A 20,420-nucleotide genomic window follows, 5' to 3' on the forward strand; every position below is an offset into this window, starting at 1 on the left:
GGCGGGAACGCGGATCAGTCGCCGATCAGCGCGTCGACGAAGGCCCCCGGCTCGAACGGGGCGAGGTCGTCCGGACCCTCGCCGAGGCCGATGAGCTTCACCGGCACGCCGAGCTCGCGCTGGACGGCGATGACGATGCCGCCCTTGGCGGTGCCGTCCAGCTTGGTGAGGACGATGCCGCTGATGTCGACGACCTCGGCGAACACCCGCGCCTGCACGAGGCCGTTCTGCCCGGTGGTGGCGTCGAGGACGAGGAGGATCTCGTCGAGCGGCCCGTGCTTCTCCACGACCCTCTTGACCTTGCCGAGCTCGTCCATCAGGCCCGTCTTGGTGTGCAGCCGGCCCGCGGTGTCGATGAGCACCACGTCAGCACCCTCGGCGATGCCTTCCTTGACCGCGTCGAAGGCGATCGACGCGGGGTCGCCGCCTTCGGGCCCGCGGACCGTACGGGCGCCGACGCGCTCGCCCCAGGTCTGGAGCTGATCGGCGGCGGCGGCACGGAAGGTGTCGGCCGCACCGAGCACGACGCTGCGGCCGTCCGCGACGAGCACCCTGGCGAGCTTGCCCGTGGTGGTGGTCTTACCGGTGCCGTTGACCCCGACGACCAACACGACGCCCGGCGTCTCCTCGCCGCCCTCCGTCCTGACCGTGCGGTCGAAGTCGGGGCCCAGCAGGGTGATGAGTTCCTCGCGCAGCAGCGCGCGCAGCCCTTCGGGCGTACGGGTGCCGAGGACACGGACCCGCTCACGGAGCCGCTCCACCAGTTCCTGGGTGGGAGCGACGCCGACGTCGGCGGTGAGGAGCGTGTCCTCGATCTCCTCCCAGGTGTCCTCGTCGAGGTTGTCGCGGGACAGGAGCGTGAGCAGCCCCTTGCCCAGGGAGTTCTGCGAGCGGGCGAGCCGGGCGCGGAGCCGCACCAGACGGCCCGCGGTGGGCTCGGGCACCTCGAGCGCGGGAGTCTCCGGCTCGATGACCACCGGGGCTTCCTCGACGGGAACCTCGGTGCCGGGGAGACCGACCTCCTCGATGGTGCGCCGCGCTTCGTCGCGCGGCGCCTCGGGTTCCTCGCCGACACGGGGTTCGGCGGGAGGAGTGATGGTCGGCGTGCTCGACGGTGCCGAGGGCGGCAGCTGCTTCTTCTTGCGGCTGCTGACCACGAGCCCGCTGATCAGGCCGACCGCGACCAGGGCGATGACTACAGCAAGGATGACGATTTCCATAACGCGTCCAGTATCGGCCACGGCTGTGGTCCGGGCGCGGTTGCGGCGGACGGGCAACGGCCCACGGAGACGTTATGCACCGTTTGGCCGTAAAGCTACGCCGCTGCCCCTGGAGAACCGCGACCCGGATCCTGTCCCCGACGCGGAGCGCACCGACCGGGTCCCTGCCGTCGTCACCACCCGGCCCGGTCCCTCCCGCCCGGCCCAGGTCGTTGCGGGCTGTCCGGCCGTCGCGGCAGGGGCGTACGCGGCGCTCCCGCGCCCGTCCGTCCGCGGGGCCGCCGAACCGGCCGGCGTCCGGCCCGGTGACGGACGCCGGGGCCGGAGCGCGACAGCACACCGCCCCGGGCCGGCATGGGCCGGGCCGGGGCGGTGGCCGGTGTCGAGGAGAGGGGCAGCGGGGATCAGCCCATCTCCTCCAACGCCTTGCCCTTGGTCTCCTTCACGTACCTGAGCACGAAGGGGATCGAGAGCACGGCGAAGCAGGTGTAGATGATGTACGTGCCCGACAGGTTCCAGTCGGCGAGGCTCGGGAAGCTCGCGGTGATGGCCCAGTTGGCGATCCACTGCGCGGAGGCGGCGACACCCAGGGCGGCGGCGCGGATGCGGTTCGGGAACATCTCGCCGAGGAAGACCCAGACCACGACGCCCCACGACAGTGCGAAGAAGAGCACGAAGACGTGGGCGGCGATCAGGGCGACGGTGCCCTGGGCGGTGGGCAGCTTCCCGTCGACCAGGTCCGCGGAGAAGGCCCAGGCCTCGAAGGCCAGCGCGACGGCCATACCGATGGATCCGACGAGCGCGAGAGGCCTCCGGCCCACCCGGTCGACGAGGATCATCGCGATCACGGTGCCGATGATGTTGATGATCGACGTGGTGAACGAGTAGAAGAACGAGTCGGTCGGGTCGATGCCGACGGACTGCCAGAGCGTCGCCGAGTAGTAGAACGCCACGTTGATGCCGACGAGCTGCTGGAACACCGACAGGCCGATACCGACCCAGACGATCGGCAGGAACGCGAAGCGGCTGCCCAGCAGATCGCTGAACTTGGACTTGTGCTCGCGGCGCATGGCCGTCTCGATCTCGTCGACGCGCGCGTCGAGATCGACGTTCTTGCCCTCGACCTCTTCGAGGATCTTCCGGGCCCGGTCCTTCTTGCCCACGGAGATCAGGAAGCGGGGCGACTCGGGGATCGCGAAGGAGAGGAGCCCGTACAGGATGGCGGGGACGACCATCACGCCGAGCATCCACTGCCAGGCCTCGAAGCCGGCGATCTCACCACGCTGGTCGCCGTCGGCGATCTGCAGGATGCCGTAGTTGACCAGCTGCGAGATGGCGATGCCGACGACGATCGCGGCCTGCTGGAAGGAGCCGAGGCGGCCGCGGTAGGCGGGCGGCGAGACCTCGGCGATGTAGGCCGGGCCGATGACGGAGGCCATGCCGATGGCGAAGCCACCGATGACGCGCCACATGGCGAGGTCCCACAGGGCGAACGGCAGTGCGGAACCGACGGCGCTGATGGTGAACAGCACCGAGGCGATCTGCATGCAGCGGATACGGCCGATCCGGTCGGCGATGCGTCCCGCAGTGGCCGCTCCGATCGCACAGCCGATCAGAGCGATGGCGATGACCTGCGCCAGCGTCCCGGATCCGATGTCGTACCGGTCGCGGATGGCCTCGACGGCGCCGTTGATCACGGAGCTGTCGTAACCGAAGAGGAAGCCGCCCATCGCTGCGGCTGCCGTGATGAAGATGACATGGCCGAGATGGTCCGGGTGGGCCTCTCTGGCTCCGGACTCCGGTCCGCGCGCTGTGCTGGTCACATGAATCTCCTGATGCCTGGCCGCAACGTCAGGCGTGGGGGGTGAGCCCTCCCAGTGGCGCACAACATGGAGCCGAACACCACTTGAAGGCAAAAACAACATTGCCGAGGGTATGCGTTCAAGTTTCGAAGTCAATACCGGGGTGGAAGCCTGCGGAAACTCACAGGTACCCCGAGGGTGCCGGAAGGCGCGTTGAAGGCTTGTAGATTTCGTGAAGACCGTGTGAGCAGGCGGATCCGCAGGCCGGACGCGTCTCAGCGCAACCGCTGGCTGATCACCTTGGAGACGCCGTCACCCTGCATGGAGACGCCGTACAGCGCGTCGGCGACCTCCATCGTGCGCTTCTGATGCGTGATCACGATGAGCTGGGAACTCTCCTGGAGCTCCTCCATGATCCGGATCAGGCGCTGCAGATTGGTGTCGTCGAGTGCCGCCTCGACCTCGTCCATGACGTAGAACGGACTCGGCCTCGCCTTGAAGATGGCGACCAGGAGGGCAACGGCCGTAAGGGATCTCTCGCCACCCGACAGCAGCGAGAGCCGCTTGACCTTCTTGCCCGGCGGCCTCGCCTCCACGTCCAGACCGGTCGTCAGCATGTTGTCCGGATCGGTGAGGACGAGGCGTCCCTCGCCTCCGGGGAAGAGCCGCGAGAAGACACCTTCGAACTCACGAGCCGTGTCGCGGAACGCCTCGGTGAACACCTGCTCGACCCGCTCGTCTACTTCCTTGATCACCTGCATCAGATCGGCCCGGGTCTTCTTCAGGTCTTCAAGCTGCTCGGAGAGGAACTTGTGCCGTTCCTCCAGCGCCGAGAACTCCTCGAGGGCGAGCGGATTCACCTTCCCGAGCTGCTGGTACGCCCGTTCGGCCGCCTTCAGCCGCTTCTCCTGCTCGGTCCTGACGAACGGTTTCGGCTGGTTGCGGGGATGTCCGGGATCCTGCGGCAGCTCCTCCCCCTCCGCGGCGGGGGACGGCGGCACGAGCTGGTCGGGGCCGTACTCGGCGGCAAGACCGGCCGGCTCCACGCCGAACTCCTCCAGCGCCTTCGTCTCCAGCTGCTCCATCCGCAGCCGCTTCTCCGCCCCGAGCACCTCGCCCCGGTGCACCGAGTCGGTGAGCCGGTCGAGCTCGGTCTTGAGGTCACGGCCCCGGGCGCGTTCGGCGGTCAGTTCCCGCTCCCGCTCGGCCTTGGCCGCCTCCGCCATGGCCCGCTCCTGCTGTGCCCGTCCGACGGACACCTCGACATGTGCGAGAAGCTGACGGGCGCCGCTGGCCACGGCCGCGGCCACCTCCGCCTCGTGGCGCAGCCGGGCACGGCGCTGCTCGGCGCGGGCCCGGGTCTCACGCTCGGCCCTGGCCCCGCGGTCCAGGGCGTCGGCACGCCCGGCGAGTCCCCGGACGCGTTCCTCATGGGTACGGACCTGGAGGCGCGCCTCCATCTCGGTCTGGCGGGCGTTCGCCCCGTCGGCGGCGAGCCGGTCCCGTACGGAGGTGTCCGGTTCCTCCTCGACCGGTGTCTCCTGCGCCACCAGCAGCCGCTCCGCGAGCTCCTCGGCCTCCTCCGTCGCCCGTTCCAGCGCGTCCTGGGCCCGGGCCGCGGACGCGGTCATCCGTTCGGCCTCCCCGGCGGCGCCGCGGGCCTGCCCGGCCAGCCTGCCGAGCTGCTGGGCCACGCCCGACTTCTCCCGTTCGGCGGCCCGGCGCCGCTCCCCCAGCTCCTCCACGAGGGCAGCTGCCTCGTCGCGCCGCGCGACCGCGTGGCGCTGGTCCGCCGCGAGTTCCTCGCACCGTACGGCGAGCTCGGCCAGCTCCGCGGCGGCCTCGTCGACGGAGGCCTGCACCTCCAGCAGGCTGGGCGCCCCGGCCGAACCGCCGTGCGCGAAGTGGGAGCCCAGGACGTCACCCTCCACCGTCACGGCGGTCAGGCCGGGGTGGGCGGTGACCAGGTCCTCGGCGTCCTCCAGCGTCCCCACGACGACCATGTCACGCACGAGCCGCCGTACGGCGGCCATCAGTCCGGCCGGCCCCCGCACCAGTGCGGCGACGGCCGGCGCCTCGGGTCCCTCCGTGGCGAGGGCCGGGCCGGCCGCGGAGGGACCCGTCTCCGCCGCCCGGACGGTGAGGGCGTGCTCCGCTCCCGTGGCCTGACCGGGTACGTGGCCGGCGGCGGGCACCGGAGCGGCGGACGCGACCGTCTGCTCCGCCCCCTGGGCGGGGACCTGCCCGCCTCCGGCGCCGGCCGGCACCAGGGCGGCCCGCCCGGCGTCCTGCTTGCGCAGCAGGCGGATCGCGTCCGCCGCGGTGGCCGGGTCCGCCACCGCGACGGCGTCGGCCGCCGCCCCTAGCGCCGCCGCCACCGCGATCTCGTATCCCGGGGTCACCGTGAGCAGCTCCGCCGCCGGCCCGAGCAGGCCCGGGAGCCGGTCTCCCGCTTCGAGCAGTGCCCCGGTGCCGTCCTTGCGGCGCAGCCCCAGCGAGAGCGCCTCGTGCCGGGCCGCGACCGCCGCGCGCTTGCGCTCCGCCCCGGTGGCCGCGTCCCGTGCCTCGCCGAGGGTGGTCTCCGCCCGCGCGAGATGCCGTTTGGCCTCCTCGTGTCGCTCGGCCAGTTCCGCGTCGTCCGCGTCCAGGCCCTCGACCTCGGCCCTGAGCTGCTCGTACTCCTCCTGCGCCGCGACCGCCCGCTCCTGAGCCGCATCACGGGAGGCGGCCAGCCGGTCGATCTCCGCCTGCGCCGAACCGGCGCGGCTGCGTGCGGCGTTGACCTGGCCGTTCAGCCGGGCGAGGCCCTCGCGCCGGTCGGCGATGGCCCGGGCGGCATCCCTGAGCCTGCGCTCCTCGGCCGCCAACTCCCTCTCCAGGTCGGCACGGTGCGCGGCCGTGTCCTCCAGCGCGTGCTCCGCCGCCTCGAGAGCAGCCGTCAGCTCGGCCTCCTGCTCGCGGATCCGGGCCGCTTCACGTTCCATGTCCTCGGGATCGCGTCCGCGCCGCTCCTCCTCCGGAGCGGTGGTGGCGCTCTTCACCCGGGCGTCGGCGAGCGAGATCGTCCCGCGGACCCTCTCGGCCAGCTGCGAGAGCTCGTACCAGGTCTGCTGGGCCCGCTGGAGTCGCGGCGCGAGCCGACGGACCTCGTCCTCCAGGTCCGCCTCCCGGGCGAGCGCCGCCTTGAGTTCGTTCTCCGCCGTTTCCCTGCGCCGCTTGAGGGCCGCCTCGTCGGCGATCTCACCACGCAGCGCCTCCCGGATCCGCACCAGGTCGTCGGCGAGGAGACGCAGCCGCGCGTCACGCAGGTCGGCCTGGATGACGGCGGCCCTGCGGGCCACGGCGGCCTGCCTGCCCAGCGGCTTGAGCTGGCGTCGCAACTCGTCGGTCAGGTCCTGGACCCGGGCGAGGTTGGCCCCCATCGCCTCCAGCTTCCGCAGCGCCTTCTCCTTGCGCTTGCGGTGCTTCAGCACGCCGGCCGCCTCTTCGATGAAGGCGCGGCGCCCGGTCGGATCGGCGTGCAGGACGGAGTCCAGCCGGCCCTGGCCGACGATGACGTGCATCTCGCGGCCGATACCGGAGTCCGAAAGGAGTTCCTGGATGTCGAGCAGCCGGCAGGTGTCGCCATTGATCTGGTATTCGCTGCCGCCGTTGCGGAACATGATCCGGGTGATCGTCACTTCGGCGTACTCGATGGGCAGCGCCCCGTCGGAATTGTCGATGGTCAACGACACTTCCGCGCGTCCCAGCGGCGGCCGGCCGGTGGTGCCGGCGAAGATCACGTCTTCCATCTTGCCGCCGCGCAGGCTTTTGGCCCCCTGTTCACCCATGACCCAGGAGAGCGCGTCCACCACATTGGATTTGCCGGACCCATTGGGCCCGACCACGCAGGTGATCCCCGGTTCGAACCGCAGGGTGGTGGCGGAGGCGAATGACTTGAAACCACGCAGGGTCAGGGCCTTGAGGTGCACGCCGCCGGACTCTACCTTTCACTCTCGGTTTCGCTGATGAAGGTGCAGGGCACATCAGACGGTAAGCGAAGAGGGATAGGGCGGGGACAGGCCGGGGGGAATGAAAAAAGGGACGCCGAAGCGTCCCTTGTCCATCATGCAGAGTCGGCGTGACGGATCACGAACGGCGGGAGACGAGCAATCCTCGGCGCCCGGTACGACGATCCGTGACGAAGACTTTCCGGTGGTGATCTTGAGCGACAGACCCGAGCTGCCTGACCGGCCCGGCCGGGCCGGCGATCAGGTCAGCGCGGGCTCCGCCTGGGGTACGTCGATGTCGATGCTGTCGAGCAGCGACTCCTGGTGCTGGGCGGCGGCACTGAGCGCATCCCTCTCGTCCTGGATCCGGGCGAGCTCGGATTCCAGGTCCTGGACGCGCTTCTGAAGCCGTCGCATCTCGGCGAGGAGTCGCGGGTCGGAACCGCCGACGTAACCGAGAAGCGCCTTTGCCATGATGAATGGTCCTCCACACTGAGTGACCGACCGATGCGGTGTGGGTCGTATGGGAATCGCACCCGCGATGTTCGACAGGGCTCGGTCGTCACTGCAGTCCTGCCGTGAACCAGCACTGCCGAACAGCTGAGGTGCGCGGGGATTTCAGCGTCTCACCAAAAAGTTTGACGGTCAACACGATCACACCCCGTGAGGCGGGTGACCCGGGGGCGCGCGGCTCGACGATCATGCGGCGCGACTCTCCTGCGGGATCCCGAGGGGCGTGGAGATCTTCGTCAATGCCGCAGCCTGGCACGACATCCACTTCTTGGCAACCATGTTCCTGTGCCGGATGCTTTCGCAGGTCATTTCGGGTGCCCGGCTCCCGCGGCCCCTCTTGTTCACCCCCTGCCGCGCGTCGGACACACAGCGGATACGGACCCCGCACGCCGGCCGGATCAGCGGATCGCGAATCCGTCGTAACCACCGCGGGGCGTGTCCCAGATCTCAGTCACGCCTTCCACCTCGCCGGGTGTGTCGCCGGAGGCGAGCCAATCGAGCAGACGGTGGCAATTCTCACGCGGCCCTTCCGCGACGACCTGTACCCGGCCGTCGTCGAGATTGAGGGCGAAGCCGGTAAGGCTTCCGATCTCCAAAGCATTTGCCCTGGTGAACCAGCGGAACCCTACTTGCTGTACTCGGCCGCGTACCCATGCGACGAGTCGTGCGTCTTCGTTCATGCCCGAACGCTAACCGGCGGATTACGCGAGGAGCACGTCGCCCGAATACGCCATGGCGTACAGTCCCCTCGCAATAGCTCACCCGATCGGGTGAGCCGGACGGTTGACACGGTGACGTCACAGCGGCGCTCCGAGCACGAGGAAGGCACAGCGCATGGGACGCCATCGACGCGCAGGCGCAGCCCCCGCAGCTGAGCAGCAGGCGGCGGACGCCGCCGACGGACGCCGCGGTGCTCGCCGGAAGAAGCGGAGCGCCGCCCCCTTGCGCACCGGACTGCTCGGTGTCTCCGCTGCCGTGGCCGTCGGCGCCGTCGCCGTCGCGTCGGGTCTGCTGCCCGGCGGCGACACCTACAGCGTCAGCGGCAGCTCCGCCACGGACCAGGTCCGTGCGGGCGGCGTCCCCGACCTGCTGACCCAGGGCGGCGCCTCCGCCGATCCGACCGGCCGCGCGTCCGGCTCCGCGTCCGCGCAGGCCAGTAGGGGTACGGACCGTTCCGCGGCGCCGTCGGACTCCGCCTCGGCAACGCCCACCGCAAAGCCGTCGGCCGGCGCGTCGAAGCAGGCCGGCCGGCAGACGCGGAAGCCGGCGCAGACCGGGAAGCCCACGCCGACCAGGACGCCGGAACGGACCAAGGCCCCGTCCCCGGAGGCGAAGAAGAGCACGAGCCCGGCCGCGAAGGCTCCGGCCGCGCCGAGGACGCCGTCCGCTTCGCCGAGCAGTGAGACCTCCTCGCCTGCCGCCGCCTCCGCCCAGGACGCCGTGCTCGCCCTCGTCAACGAGGAGCGAGCGAAGGTCGGCTGCCGCCCGGTCACCTCCAGCGCCCCGCTGACCGCTCTCGCCCAGAACTTCAGCGAGGACATGGCCGCCCGCGCCTTCTTCGGCCATACGGACCCGGACGGCGCCACCCCCTGGGACCGCGCGGCCGAGGCCGGCGTGGAGGGTCTCGGCGGCGAGAACATAGCCCGTGGCCAGGCCGACGCGCAGGCCGTGATGGACGCCTGGATGAACAGCGACGGCCATCGCGCAAACATTCTCAATTGCGATTACACGACGCTCGGGATCGGTGTGCACTTCGGTTCCGGCGGCCCCTGGTGGACCCAGGACTTCGGCTTCTGAGAAGCCGGCGGTGAGGCAGGGCCGGCCGGATGCGAACCGGCGTCCTCCCCTATGCCATGAGGGCGCGACCACCGCTGCGCCACGGCCCTGCCCTGCGCGCGTCCTACGGTGCAGCACTCTCCCTCGGTGAGCACTGCGCAGGCGTAAGCTGGCGCCATGAGCAAGCCGGAGGCCGAGGGTGTGCGGGACGGTGACGAGGACGTCTCCCCGTTCGACGTCTTCTCACGGCAGTGCCCCTCGCGCGGAACGCTGGAACACGTCACGGGCCGCTGGGGTGGCCTGACGCTGGGAGCGTTGCTCGAGAACAGTCTCCGCTTCAACGAGCTGCGCCGTCGGGTCGACGGGGTCAGCGAGAAGATGCTCTCCCAGACCCTGCACGCGCTGGAGCGCGACGGTCTGGTGCTCCGGGACGCGCGGCCCACCATCCCGCCGCGCGTCGACTACGAGCTGACGGCCCTCGGTCGCGAGGTGGCCGGCCGGCTGGTGGAGCTCATCCAGCTCGTCGAGGGGCGGATGCCCGAGGTGCTCGACGCCCGCGTCCGGTACGACGCCGCGCGCGAGGTCTGAGCCCGCTCCGCCCGTCCGGTCCTCGGCACCCCGACGCTCCCCGACCGCTCAGCCCGCGCGCGGCGGGCGCTGGCAGCGCGGGCAGAAGTAGCTGGACCGGTTCATCCACGGCCGGCGGCGGATCGGCGTGCCACACCGGTGGCACGGCTCGTCCTCGCGGCCGTACGCGTCGAGCGACCGGTCGAAATAGCCCGATTCGCCGTTCACGTTGACGTACAGGCTGTCGAAGCTGGTGCCGCCCTGGTCGAGGGCCTCGCGCATCACCTCACGGACATGGCCGAGCAGCGCGGCCGTCGCGGTGCGGGTGAGGGTCGCCGTCGGCCGTTCGTAGTGCAGCCTGCTGCGCCAGAGCGCCTCGTCCGCGTAGATGTTGCCGACGCCGCTGATCAGGGACTGGTCGAGCAGGGCGCGCTTGACCGTCGTGCGGCGCAGGCGCAGTGCCACGTGGAACGCGGCGTCGTCGAAGGCCGGGTCCAGAGGGTCGCGGGCGATGTGCGCGATGACGTCGGGCAGCCCGTCCGGGGTGTTGTCGTGCAGCGACAGGCCGCCGAAGGTGCGCTGGTCGACGAAGCGCAGCTCCGTGCCGAGGGAGTCGTCGAAACGGATCCTGATGCGCAGGTGTTTCTCGTCAGGGGCCTCTCCCGGCTGCACGAGCAGCTGACCGCTCATGCCGAGGTGGCCGAGCATCGAGAAGGCCACCTCGTCGAGGGGGACCCAGAGGTACTTGCCGCGGCGCATCGCCGTGCCGAAGCGCAGGCCGCGGAGCCGGGCCGCGAAGTCCACGCCGCCGGCGAGATGCCTGCGGACCGCGCGGGGGTGCAGGACCTCGACGTCGTCGACGGTCCGGCCGGTGACCCAGCGCTCCAGACCGCGTCGGACGACTTCGACCTCGGGCAGTTCCGGCACGATGACACTCCTTCGGGACGGCAGGACACAGCGAGAGCCCCTCGGTGCACCAGGCACCGAGGGGCTCTCGGTAACGCTCAGGCAGGAGCGGCGTCCGTGTGCGGCTCCGGGGTGGCAGGGGTGTCGGCGGCCCCTGTCTCGGCAGCGGTCTTCGCCGCCACCTCCCGCGCCTCCGCGGCGGCGCTGATTTCACGCCAGGCGGATTCCGCCGCCTGCTGCTCCGCTTCCTTCTTGCTACGGCCGGTGCCGGTGCCGTACGAGACACCACCGACGCGAGCAGCAGCAGTGAAGGTCTTCTCGTGATCGGGACCGGTCTCCGTGACGAGGTACTCGGGGACTCCGAGGCTCTCGCTCGCGGTGAGCTCCTGCAGACTGGTCTTCCAGTCCAGGCCGGCTCCGAGGCTCGAGGACCTGTCGATCAGCGGGTCGAAGAGCCGGTGGACCAGCTCCGAGGCCGCGCTGAGGCCTTGGTCGAGATAGACGGCGCCGATCACCGCTTCAAGGGTGTCGGCGAGGATGGAAGCCTTGTCCCGGCCCCCCGTGCCCTCTTCACCACGGCCGAGCCGGATGAAGGAGCCGAGTTCCAGGCCGCGGCCCACTTCCGCAAGTGCACGCGAGTTGACCACCGCGGCCCGCAACTTGGCCAGCTGGCCTTCGGGCAGGTCGGGGTGGGTGCGGTACAGCGTGTCCGTGACCACCAGGCCGAGCACCGAATCCCCGAGGAATTCGAGTCGCTCGTTGGTGGGCAGACCGCCGTTCTCGTATGCGTACGAACGGTGGGTCAGCGCACGCACCAGAAGGGCGGACTCGAGGTGATACCCGAGCCGCCCTTCCAGAAGCGTGTGGGACGAGGCTGTGTTGACGTTGTCTGCCTGCTTCTTGGCGCTGGACAACTCAGACATCGGGCCTCTCACCAGCCGCTCAGACCTCGAGGACCTGGCGCTTGTTGTAGGTGCCGCAGCTCGGGCACGCAATGTGCTGGAGCTTCGGCTCCTGGCAACGCTCGCACGAAACCAGGGTGGGGACCGCAGCCTTCCACTGCGACCGGCGGTGGCGCGTGTTGCTGCGCGACATCTTCCGCTTCGGAACAGCCACGGCTACTTCTCCTGCTTCTCGTCGACGCCCGGTTCGGCGCCGCCCATGTTGTCCTTCTCGCCGTCCTGAACGGTCTCGGCGAGTCCTTGCAGTGCCGCCCAACGCATGTCGACGGCATCGTGGTGGTGGCCCGGATTCTCGTCCAGCCTGATTCCGCACTCGGAACACAGACCGGCACAGGTCTCCTTGCACACCGGCTGCAGCGGCAGTGCGAGCACCACCGCGTCACGCAGCACAGGCTCGAGGTCGAACAGACCGTCCTCGAGAAAGAACCTGTCCTCGTCGTCCTCGGCGTCGTCGACCGGGTCCGCGGTCCTGCTGCGGTTCCGGTCATCGGCGTCAGGGTACGAGAACATCTCCTGGAAGTCCGCTTCGACGTCGAGGCCCAGCGGCTCCAGACACCTTACGCACTCCCCCTCGGCCGTCGCGCGGGCGGTGCCTGTGACGAGCACCCCCTCCATGACCGATTCGAGGCGGAGGTCCAGCGCCAGGGGCGCGTTCTCCGGTACACCGATGACCCCGTCGATGCCGAGGTCCTTCGGTGCCTGAACCGAGCGGGTCAGCCGCTTCAGGGCACCAGGACGCCGACCCAGCTCGCGCGTATCGAACACGAGGGGGTTGCGGTGGTCGAGGTGGCCGTTCAGGGCTTCTCCTGCTTTCGAGCTCATGTGCGATGTGCGGCTTCGGGAGGGCCGCTCCGATCCGGAGAGGATGCGGGCAGCCGGGATCGCGGACATACGCGCGACCGAAGAGCCAGGATACTGGACGTACCGCCCAGGGCCCAATCCGGTCCCTCCGCCCGACGGGCCGCCCCCGTCAGCGCCCCTGCTCGTACCGGCGCAGCTGCTCCAGGTCGATCATGCTCGTGTCGAACAGGCTGGTCTCGTCGAGCGCGTTCTCGCCCTGTTGCGCGGGCACCTGGGCCTGCTGCGCCCAGCCGTAGTCCTGCTGCTGGTTCGGGTCGTAGCCGCCCTGCTGCTGGTAGCCGGCGTACGGGTCGGGCTGCTGCTGGTACGCGGCGTACGGGTCCGCCTGCTGGAGCGGCTGGTCCTGGTAGGCATACGTCTGGGCGTACTGCGGCTCGGACTGCGCCTGGGCCGGGAAGCCGGCCTGCGCGGGGTCCTCGTAGCCGGCCTGGGAGGAGTCCTGGTAGCCGGTCTGCGAGGGGTCCCGGTAATCGGCCGCCGGTGCGTAGTCCGGCTGTACGGGCTCCGTGTACTGCGGCTGCGGGACGTGCTGCGGCGCCGGGCTCGCGAGCTCCGCGAGGTTTGCCCAGTGGTCCTCGTCGCTGGTGTGGAGGGAGCCGCCCGCCGCCTCCTGCGCCGCCATGTGCGTGCCCAGCTCGTCGGTGGCGACCCGGCCGTGCAGCTTCTGCCGGCCGCGGCCGACGGCTTCCAGCGTCTTGGCGAGCACGGCCTCGAACGCACCGAGCTTGGTGTCGACGTAGTCGTCCGCGCGTCGCCTGAGCGTCTCCGGGTCCGCGCTGCGCTCGGGCGCCTCCGCGAAGTCGGGGTCCTCGTAGCCCTGCTCGCCGAGTCCTTCGCTGCGGCCCAGGAGCTTCTCCCGGCCGCGGTCGACGGAGCCGATGGTCTTGGTGAGGACGACCTCGAAGTTGGCGAGCTTGCTGTCGACGTACTCGTCCGCCTCGCCGCGCACCTCGTCAGCCTCCCGGCGGGCCTCGGAGAGGATCCGGTCGGCCTCGGCCTGGGACTGCCGGGCGATCTCCGTGTCGGAGATCAGTGAGTCGCGCTGGGCGCGGGCGGCCTCGATGATCCGCTCGGCCTCCTGCCGGGCCTGCTCGACGAGCTGCTCCCGGCCGCCGATGAGCTCCTCGGCGTGGGCGAGGGAACCGGGCAGGGCCTCGCGCACCTCCTCGAGCAGCGCGAGCAGCTCGGCGCGGTTGACCACGCAGGAGGCCGACATGGGCATGGAACGGGCGTTCCCGACCGTTTCGACGATCTCGTCGAGCTTCTTCTGCACGTCCACCGTGTGCTCGCCACTCTCTTGCTGCTGTTGGAGACGGACGGGACGACTGTAAGGCCACTCGCCTGCCGTCCGACACCTGGTGACGGGGGGTCAGCCCGTCACTTGTGGCCGAGACGCTCCACCAGTGCCTCGTGGACCTTCGGCGGCAGCAGGTGCGAGACGTCGCCACCCCAGGTGGCGACCTCCTTGACCAGGGAGGACGACAGGAAGCTGTAGGTCGGGTTCGTCGGCACGAAGAGCGTCTCGACCCCGGAGAGCCCGTTGTTCATCTGGGCCATCTGCAGTTCGTAGTCGAAGTCGCTGACGGCGCGCAGGCCCTTCACGATCGCCGGGATGTCCCGCTGCTTGCAGAAGTCGACCAGCAGGCCGTGGAAGGACTCGACCTCGACGTTGCCGAAGTCGGCGGTGACCTCGCGGATCAGCTCGATCCGCTCCTCCACCGTGAACAGCCCCTTCTTGGACTGGTTGATCATCACCGCGACGTGCACGACGTCGTACAGCTTCGAGGCTCGGCCAATGATGTCGAGATGTCCGTTGGTGATGGGGTCGAACGACCCCGGACAGACGGCGCGGCGCAACGTGATTCCCTCGCTCTCCGATGCGGTCATCGTGCGTCTTCGCACGTGGAAGCGGCGCGACCGTACCAAAGCGTTCCCTCGCCGTAGCGACGGGCCCGCAGTGGCTCGAATCCCCGTGGCCAGCTGAATTCTCCGCCCCGTGTGCTCCGTTCCACCGTGACGAGGGCATCGTCCGAGAGCCACCCCTGAGTACGGAGTGTGAGCAGGATCTCGCCGAGGTCGCCATCCGTGACGGCGTACGGCGGGTCGAGGAACACCACGTCGTACGGCCGCTCGGGCGCCGGTCCTGTCACGATCTGTTCGGCTTTGCCGGCACGGACCTCGGCGCCGGGCAGACCCAGGGTGCGGACGTTGTCACGGACGGTGCGCACAGCCTTGGCGTCGGCCTCGACGAGCAGCGCGTGGGACGCTCCGCGCGAGAGCGCCTCCAGGCCCACGGCGCCGGAGCCGGCGTAGAGATCGGCGACACGGATGCCGTCGAGGGTGCCCAGGAGCGCTGCCCACGTGGAGAACAGTCCCTCGCGCGCACGGTCGGAGGTGGGGCGGGTGCCGGTGCCGGGCGGGACGGCCAGGCGGCGTCCGCCGGCCGCGCCTGCGATCACGCGGGTCATGGGTGTCTGGTCCTCGGGTCGCGGGCGGCGCGCAGGACGGGACGCGCGCCGTGCTCCCACGATATGGCGTCGGGGTGGGTCCGGCCCTCACCCCTTGTCGAGGTACTCCTCCCTGTCCTTGTCCAGCAGCGCGTCCAGGGCGGTGCGCAGCTCCGGCAGCGCTTCGAGGTCCGGGTCGGCCGCGACGACGCGGACGGCCTCCTCGCGCGCCGCCGCGATGACCTCCTCGTCGTCGATGACGCTGAGCACCCGCAGCGAGGAGCGGACGCCGGACTGCGCCTGGCCGAGGACATCGCCCTCGCGGCGCTGTTCGAGGTCGATCCGGGAGAGTGCGAAGCCGTCGAGGGTGGCGGCGACCGCCGAGAGCCGGGCCCGGGCGGCGCTCGCCTCGTGGGCCTCGCTGACCAGCAGGCAGAGGCCGGGGGCCGAGCCGCGCCCGACACGGCCCCGCAGCTGATGCAGTTGGGAGACGCCGAAGCGGTCGGCGTCCATGATGACCATCGCGGTGGCGTTGGGGACGTTGACCCCGACCTCGATGACGGTGGTGGCGACCAGTACGTCGGCCTGGCCGGCGGCGAACCGGCGCATCACCTCGTCCTTGTCGTCGGGGTGCATCCTGCCGTGGAGCACCTCGATCCGCAGGCCGGCCAGGGGGCCCTTGGCGAGCTGGTCGGCGATCTCCAGGACCGCGAGCGGCGGCCGCTTCCCGGGGTCGTCCTCGGGGGCCGCCTGCTTCTTCCCCTTCTTCCCGTCGGCCGTCTCCTCGGCGTCGTCGCCGATGCGGGGGCACACCACGTACGCCTGGTGGCCGTTCTCGGCCTCCTCGCGTACGCGTTCCCAGGCGCGGCTGAGGAAGTGGGGTTTGTCCTTGGCGGGGACGACGTGACTGGCGATGGGCGAGCGGCCGGCCGGGAGCTGGTCCAGGACGGATGTCTCCAGGTCGCCGAAGACGGTCATCGCGACCGTGCGGGGGATGGGGGTCGCGGTCATCACGAGCAGGTGCGGCGGCTGCTTCCCCTTGGAACGCAGGGCGTCGCGCTGCTCCACACCGAAGCGGTGCTGTTCGTCGACGACGACGAGGCCGAGGTCGTGGAACTTCACCTTGTCCTCGATCAGCGCGTGGGTGCCGATGACGATCCCGGCCTCTCCGGTGACCAGGTCGAGCAGCGCCTGGCGGCGGCCCGCGGTCCCCATGGAGCCGGTGAGCAGGACGACCTTGGTGCCGCGGTCGGAGCCGCCGAGCATCCCTCCCTCGGCCAGTTCGCCCATCATCTCGGTGATGGAGCGGTGGTGCTGCTGGGCGAGGACCTCGGTGGGAGCGAGCAGCGCGGTCTGCCCGCCGGCGTCGACGACGCGGAGCATGGCGCGCAGGGCGACCAGGGTCTTGCCGGAGCCCACCTCGCCCTGGAGCAGCCGATGCATGGGGTGCTGGGTCGCCAGGTCGCGGAAGATCTCCTCGGTGACCTTCTGCTGGCCTTCGGTGAGCGTGAAGGGGAGCGTGGCGTCGAAGGAGTCGAGGAGACCGTCGGCGACGGCTTCCCGGGCCACCGCGGGAAGCTGGGTGTCGGCGTACCTGCGGCGGGCGAGGGCGACCTGGAGGACGAAGGCCTCGTCCCATCGCAGCCGCTCGCGCGCGGCTGCGATGTCCGCCTTGGTGCGCGGACGGTGGATCTTGAGCAGTGCCTCGGGCAGGGGGACGAAACCGCGCCCTTCGCGCAGTGACGGCGGCAGCGGGTCCACGACGTCCCCGGCGCTCGGAAGGACGGTGTCGACGGCCTTGGCGATGCGCCAGGAGTCGAGCTGCTTGCAGGCGGGGTAGATCGGCAACAGCTGCCCCGCGAACGCGTCGACGGCCCCGGTCGCCTCGTCCTCGTCGGCGTCCAGGAGCTGGTACGTCGGGTGGGCGAGCTGCATCCGGCGGTTGAAGACGGAGACCTTGCCGGCGAACATCGCGCGCCGGCCGGGGAGGAGCTCCTTGTGGGGCTTGTGGACCCCGTGGCCGAAGAAGACCAGCTGGAGCCTGCCGCTGCCGTCGGTGAGGGTGACCTCGAGGCGCTTGCCGCGGCCGTTGTTGAACATCATGATCCGCGCGTCGGCGACCTGGGCCACGACGGTCACGTGCTCGTCCAGCGGGAGCTCGGCCAGCGCCGTGAGGCGGCCCCGCTCCTCGTAGCGCCGCGGGTAGTGGTGCAGCAGATCACCGACCGTGTGCAGGTCGAGGTGTTCGGCCATCACCTTCGCGGTGGCTCCGCCGAGCAGCTTCTTGAGGGGTTCGTCGAAAGCGGACACGCGGTCCATTGCACACCACGCCACTGACAGATGTCGCGGGGCGCCGGACCGCGGAGGGTCGTCGTCCCGCGCCTGCCGGCCGTCACTCGACGCCGATCAGCAGGGGCGCGTCCTGGTGGCCGCCCCGGTAGACCACCGTGTCGACGGCGACATGGCCTCCGCGGACGTGTGCGCACAGGTCCTCGGCCAGGGCGTCGGGGACGTCCTGGCCGAGGACGAGGGTGACGAGTTCGCCGCCCGCCGACAGCATCCGGTCCAGGACCGTGCGGGCGGTGGCGGGGACGTCCCCGCCGATCACGGCGACGTCCCCGTCGATGAGGCCGAGGATGTCCCCGGCCTGGCACACGCCGGCCATGGTCCAGGACTGCCGCTCGGCGACGGCCAGTTCGGCGTACCGGGTGGCGCCGGCCGCCGCGGTCATCGCGACCACGTCCTCGTCGAAACTGCGGTCCGGTTCGTGGACGGCGAGCGCGGCGATGCCCTGGACGGCTGCGCGGGTGGGGACCAGGGCCACGCGGACGCCTTCGGCCCGGGCCTGTTCGGCGGCCGCGGCGGCGGTGTGGCGCAGCTGGGCGTCGTTGGGCAGCAGGACGACCTCGCGGGCGTGGGCCCGGCGGATCGCGTCGACCAGCTCCCCGCTGGCGGGCGGCTCTCCCGGGCGCGCCAGCACGGTGGTCGCCCCCGCCTCCGCGCAGATGCCCGCGAGCCCGTCGCCGGGCACGACCACGACGACCGCGCGCTGGGCCGGCTCCTGGTGGGCCCGGATCCGGTCCGCCGCGAAGTGGGTGATCCGGATCCGGTAGGGCCGGCCGGCCTCGACACCGGCCTCGACGGCCGCTCCGGCGTCGTCGACGTGGACGTGGACGTTCCACAGGCCGTCGCCTCCGACCACCACGAGGGACTCCCCCAGCGCGTCGAGCCGGCTCCGCAGCAGGGCGACGGCTTCGTCCCCGGCCTCCAGCAGGTAGATCACCTCGAAAGCGGGTCCGCCCACCGGGTCCGCCTCGGCACAGTTCCCGGTCATGGGGAGGGCGTCGGGGTCCACCGTCCGTACCGCGGGTGCCGGAGCCCGGCCGCCGACCGCCTCCAGCAGCGCCCCGAGGACGGTCACCAGGCCCTGGCCGCCCGCGTCCACGACGCCCGCGCGTCCGAGGACGGCGAGCCGGGCGGGGGTGGCGGCCAGCGCGGTGAGCGCTCCGCCGTACGCGGCGTCGAGCACGGCCGTGAGGTCCGCGGCCGGCGCCGTGGCCGCCGCGGCTCGGGCGGCCTCGGAGGCGACGGTCAGAACGGTGCCCTCCACGGGGTGGGCGACGGCCTGCCGGGCGGCGGCGGCCGCCTCGGTCAGCGCCCGGCGCAGATGGTCCGCGTCGCCCGCGTCGGCCAGCACGCCCGCCATCCCCCGCAGCAACTGGGCCAGGATGGTGCCGGAGTTGCCGCGGGCACCGATCAGCGCCCCGTGCGCCATGGCCCGTACGGCGTCGGCGGCGGTGGGCGTGGTGGTGCCGGTCTCATGGGCGGCGAAGACGGCTTCGACGGCCGCCGCGGCCGACTCGACGGTCAGGTAGAGGTTGGTGCCGGTGTCCCCGTCGGCGACCGGGAAGACGTTGATCGCGTCGATCGCCCGGCGTTCGCGGCCCAGTGCCTCCAGGGCCAGGGAGCACCAGGTGCGCACCGCGACGGCGTCCACATCGTCGGGGGGCTGCGGCACCGTCGGTCCTCCTTGGGGCGGCCGTGGGGGGCGGGCTGCACCGCAGAGTAGCTCTGCGCGGGGCAGCCGCCGGGGACAGGGCCGGGGCGGGCGGCCCGGCAACCCGTGGTAGTTTCGTATCTCCGAAGCAGGCGTTGTATGCTGCTCCGGTTGCCCGACGAGAGTCGGGACATTCCTCCGGTAACGCCACTTCAGTAAAATGATTCCGGCGTGCCGGAATTCACTGTAAGTGCATCTGAAGTCTTTGGAGTGACCCGTGGCTGCCAACTGCGACGTTTGCGGCAAGGGGCCGAGCTTCGGCAACAGCATTTCGCACTCGCACCGCCGTACGTCCCGTCGCTGGAATCCCAACATCCAGCGCGTGCGTGCAGTGGTCGGTCGGACGCCGAAGCGGCTCAACGTCTGCACCTCGTGCATCAAGGCCGGCAAGGTCGCGCGCTGACGTCCCCGTCGTAGCGCAGCCTTCCGGTTGCCCAAAAAGCCGGTCCATCTCGGTGGACCGGCTTTTTGCTGTGCTCAGGCGTGGTGCGCTTCAGGCGGGCGCCGCGCTGCCGCGTGCGAGCCAGCCGTGGTCGACGGGCCCGATCCCGCCACCCAGCGCGAAGCCGGCCCGTATCGCGCCGGTGACGTACGCCTTCGCGCCCCTCACGGCGGTCGGCACGTCCTGGCCCCTGGCGAGCCCGCAGGCGATCGCGGAGGCCAGGGTGCAGCCCGTGCCGTGGGTGTGCCGGTTGTCGAGCCTGGGGGCGCGCAGCCAGTGTTCCTCGCTGCCGTCCGTCAGGAGGTCCACGGCCTCGCCCGGCAGGTGGCCGCCCTTGACGACGACCCAGCGCGGTCCGTAGGAGAGCACTTCGGCGGCGGCCCTCCGCATCCCCGGCTCGTCGGTGACCTCGATACCGGTGAGCTGGGTCACCTCGTCGAGGTTGGGAGTGGCCACCGTCGCGACGGGCAGCAGTTTCGTGCGTACGGAGTCGAGTGCCTCGGCGGCGAGCAGCGCGTCGCCGTGCTTGGAGACGCCCACCGGGTCGACGACGACAGGGGCGTCCGTCCCCGCGAGGAGTGCGGCGACGGTCTCGACGAGCGCGGCCGAGGACAGCATGCCGGTCTTCACGGCCTGGACGCCGATGTCGTCGACGACGCTGCGGTACTGGGCGCGCACGGCCTCCACCGGGAGCTCCCAGGCCCCCTGCACGCCCAGCGAGTTCTGGGCGGTCACCGCGGTCAGCACGCTCATGCCGTGGGTGCCGAGGGCGAGCATCGTCTTCAGGTCGGCCTGGATGCCGGCACCGCCGCCGGAATCGGATCCGGCGACGGTGAGTACGCGGGGCGGTACAGCGGTGGTCACGGTCATGCCCGGGA

At 71.0% G+C, this 20,420-nt stretch carries 18 protein-coding genes and 1 tRNA gene; 3 read left to right on the forward strand and 16 right to left on the reverse strand.

Annotated elements, in window-relative coordinates:
* Window positions 1–14: 14 nt before the first annotated feature.
* The 5 genes from ftsY to QFZ58_RS11145 form a co-directional block, all read right to left on the reverse strand.
* Window positions 15–1,220 (reverse strand): signal recognition particle-docking protein FtsY, encoded by a 1,206-nt coding sequence (gene ftsY, locus QFZ58_RS11125; protein WP_307124770.1) that lies wholly within the window; start codon window positions 1,218–1,220, stop codon window positions 15–17.
* A gap of 404 nt (window positions 1,221–1,624) precedes the next feature.
* Entirely contained in the window at window positions 1,625–3,043 is a 1,419-nt protein-coding gene (locus QFZ58_RS11130; protein WP_307124771.1) for a sugar porter family MFS transporter, read from the reverse strand.
* Window positions 3,044–3,297: 254 nt separating this feature from the next.
* Window positions 3,298–6,993, reverse strand: a complete 3,696-nt coding sequence (locus QFZ58_RS11135) for an AAA family ATPase (RefSeq protein WP_307124772.1) — start codon at window positions 6,991–6,993, stop codon at window positions 3,298–3,300.
* Window positions 6,994–7,272: 279 nt separating this feature from the next.
* Window positions 7,273–7,485 (reverse strand): hypothetical protein, encoded by a 213-nt coding sequence (locus QFZ58_RS11140; protein WP_307124773.1) that lies wholly within the window; start codon window positions 7,483–7,485, stop codon window positions 7,273–7,275.
* Window positions 7,486–7,922: 437 nt separating this feature from the next.
* Window positions 7,923–8,204 carry an acylphosphatase gene (locus tag QFZ58_RS11145; RefSeq protein WP_307124774.1) on the reverse strand — a complete coding sequence of 94 codons (282 nt, stop codon included), beginning with the start codon at window positions 8,202–8,204 and terminating at the stop codon, window positions 7,923–7,925.
* A 154-nt stretch (window positions 8,205–8,358) separates the two neighbouring features.
* On the opposite strand from QFZ58_RS11145, the gene QFZ58_RS11150 reads away from it, so the two are divergent.
* Window positions 8,359–9,321: a CAP domain-containing protein gene (locus tag QFZ58_RS11150; protein ID WP_307124775.1), complete on the forward strand. Its 963-nt coding sequence runs from the start codon at window positions 8,359–8,361 to the stop codon at window positions 9,319–9,321.
* 16 nt (window positions 9,322–9,337) lie between these two features.
* Here QFZ58_RS11150 and QFZ58_RS11155 read toward each other — a convergent pair.
* Window positions 9,338–9,410, reverse strand: a tRNA-Ala gene (locus tag QFZ58_RS11155).
* A gap of 67 nt (window positions 9,411–9,477) precedes the next feature.
* Between QFZ58_RS11155 and QFZ58_RS11160 the strand changes: the two genes are divergently transcribed.
* Window positions 9,478–9,888, forward strand: coding sequence for a helix-turn-helix domain-containing protein (locus tag QFZ58_RS11160; RefSeq protein ID WP_307124776.1), 411 nt, complete (start codon window positions 9,478–9,480; stop codon window positions 9,886–9,888).
* A 48-nt stretch (window positions 9,889–9,936) separates the two neighbouring features.
* Here QFZ58_RS11160 and mutM read toward each other — a convergent pair whose 3' ends face one another.
* From mutM to QFZ58_RS11205, 9 genes are all read right to left on the reverse strand, one after another.
* Window positions 9,937–10,794 carry a bifunctional DNA-formamidopyrimidine glycosylase/DNA-(apurinic or apyrimidinic site) lyase gene (gene mutM / locus QFZ58_RS11165; protein WP_307124777.1) on the reverse strand — a complete coding sequence of 286 codons (858 nt, stop codon included), beginning with the start codon at window positions 10,792–10,794 and terminating at the stop codon, window positions 9,937–9,939.
* Between the two features lie 77 nt (window positions 10,795–10,871).
* On the reverse strand, window positions 10,872–11,696 hold the full coding sequence (gene rnc / locus QFZ58_RS11170; protein WP_307124778.1) for a ribonuclease III: 825 nt from the start codon (window positions 11,694–11,696) through the stop codon (window positions 10,872–10,874).
* 19 nt (window positions 11,697–11,715) lie between these two features.
* Window positions 11,716–11,889 (reverse strand): 50S ribosomal protein L32, encoded by a 174-nt coding sequence (gene rpmF, locus QFZ58_RS11175; protein WP_003965982.1) that lies wholly within the window; start codon window positions 11,887–11,889, stop codon window positions 11,716–11,718.
* 2 nt (window positions 11,890–11,891) lie between these two features.
* The gene (locus QFZ58_RS11180) at window positions 11,892–12,557 is read right to left on the reverse strand and encodes a DUF177 domain-containing protein (RefSeq protein ID WP_307124779.1); all 666 of its coding nucleotides are present in this window, start codon (window positions 12,555–12,557) and stop codon (window positions 11,892–11,894) included.
* A gap of 148 nt (window positions 12,558–12,705) precedes the next feature.
* Entirely contained in the window at window positions 12,706–13,875 is a 1,170-nt protein-coding gene (locus tag QFZ58_RS11185) for an ATP synthase F0 subunit B (protein WP_307124780.1), read from the reverse strand.
* 98 nt (window positions 13,876–13,973) lie between these two features.
* On the reverse strand, window positions 13,974–14,453 hold the full coding sequence (gene coaD, locus QFZ58_RS11190; protein WP_307128826.1) for a pantetheine-phosphate adenylyltransferase: 480 nt from the start codon (window positions 14,451–14,453) through the stop codon (window positions 13,974–13,976).
* A 26-nt stretch (window positions 14,454–14,479) separates the two neighbouring features.
* Entirely contained in the window at window positions 14,480–15,064 is a 585-nt protein-coding gene (rsmD, locus tag QFZ58_RS11195; protein WP_307124781.1) for a 16S rRNA (guanine(966)-N(2))-methyltransferase RsmD, read from the reverse strand.
* Window positions 15,065–15,151: 87 nt separating this feature from the next.
* On the reverse strand, window positions 15,152–17,362 hold the full coding sequence (recG, locus tag QFZ58_RS11200; RefSeq protein ID WP_307124782.1) for an ATP-dependent DNA helicase RecG: 2,211 nt from the start codon (window positions 17,360–17,362) through the stop codon (window positions 15,152–15,154).
* 73 nt (window positions 17,363–17,435) lie between these two features.
* Window positions 17,436–19,061, reverse strand: coding sequence for a DAK2 domain-containing protein (locus tag QFZ58_RS11205; protein WP_307124783.1), 1,626 nt, complete (start codon window positions 19,059–19,061; stop codon window positions 17,436–17,438).
* A gap of 256 nt (window positions 19,062–19,317) precedes the next feature.
* On the opposite strand from QFZ58_RS11205, the gene rpmB reads away from it, so the two are divergent.
* Window positions 19,318–19,503: a 50S ribosomal protein L28 gene (gene rpmB / locus QFZ58_RS11210; protein WP_003965989.1), complete on the forward strand. Its 186-nt coding sequence runs from the start codon at window positions 19,318–19,320 to the stop codon at window positions 19,501–19,503.
* Window positions 19,504–19,593: 90 nt separating this feature from the next.
* Here rpmB and thiD read toward each other — a convergent pair whose 3' ends face one another.
* On the reverse strand, window positions 19,594–20,412 hold the full coding sequence (gene thiD / locus QFZ58_RS11215; RefSeq protein WP_307124784.1) for a bifunctional hydroxymethylpyrimidine kinase/phosphomethylpyrimidine kinase: 819 nt from the start codon (window positions 20,410–20,412) through the stop codon (window positions 19,594–19,596).
* Window positions 20,413–20,420: the final 8 nt, after the last annotated feature.

The sequence above is a fragment of the Streptomyces sp. B1I3 genome (assembly GCF_030816615.1).
Taxonomy (GTDB): Bacteria; Actinomycetota; Actinomycetes; order Streptomycetales; family Streptomycetaceae; genus Streptomyces.

What these genes read in the sequence shown, in the direction of transcription:
- QFZ58_RS11145 (WP_307124774.1), bottom strand. Translation starts at nt 8,204, where the DNA reads ATGAACGAAGACGCACGACTCGTCGCATGGGTACGCGGCCGAGTACAG.
- QFZ58_RS11180 (WP_307124779.1), bottom strand. Translation starts at nt 12,557, where the DNA reads ATGAGCTCGAAAGCAGGAGAAGCCCTGAACGGCCACCTCGACCACCGC.
- QFZ58_RS11160 (WP_307124776.1), top strand. Translation starts at nt 9,478, where the DNA reads ATGAGCAAGCCGGAGGCCGAGGGTGTGCGGGACGGTGACGAGGACGTC.
- rnc (WP_307124778.1), bottom strand. Translation starts at nt 11,696, where the DNA reads ATGTCTGAGTTGTCCAGCGCCAAGAAGCAGGCAGACAACGTCAACACA.
- QFZ58_RS11150 (WP_307124775.1), top strand. Translation starts at nt 8,359, where the DNA reads ATGGGACGCCATCGACGCGCAGGCGCAGCCCCCGCAGCTGAGCAGCAG.
- ftsY (WP_307124770.1), bottom strand. Translation starts at nt 1,220, where the DNA reads ATGGAAATCGTCATCCTTGCTGTAGTCATCGCCCTGGTCGCGGTCGGC.
- thiD (WP_307124784.1), bottom strand. Translation starts at nt 20,412, where the DNA reads ATGACCGTGACCACCGCTGTACCGCCCCGCGTACTCACCGTCGCCGGA.
- rsmD (WP_307124781.1), bottom strand. Translation starts at nt 15,064, where the DNA reads ATGACCCGCGTGATCGCAGGCGCGGCCGGCGGACGCCGCCTGGCCGTC.
- recG (WP_307124782.1), bottom strand. Translation starts at nt 17,362, where the DNA reads ATGGACCGCGTGTCCGCTTTCGACGAACCCCTCAAGAAGCTGCTCGGC.
- QFZ58_RS11140 (WP_307124773.1), bottom strand. Translation starts at nt 7,485, where the DNA reads ATGGCAAAGGCGCTTCTCGGTTACGTCGGCGGTTCCGACCCGCGACTC.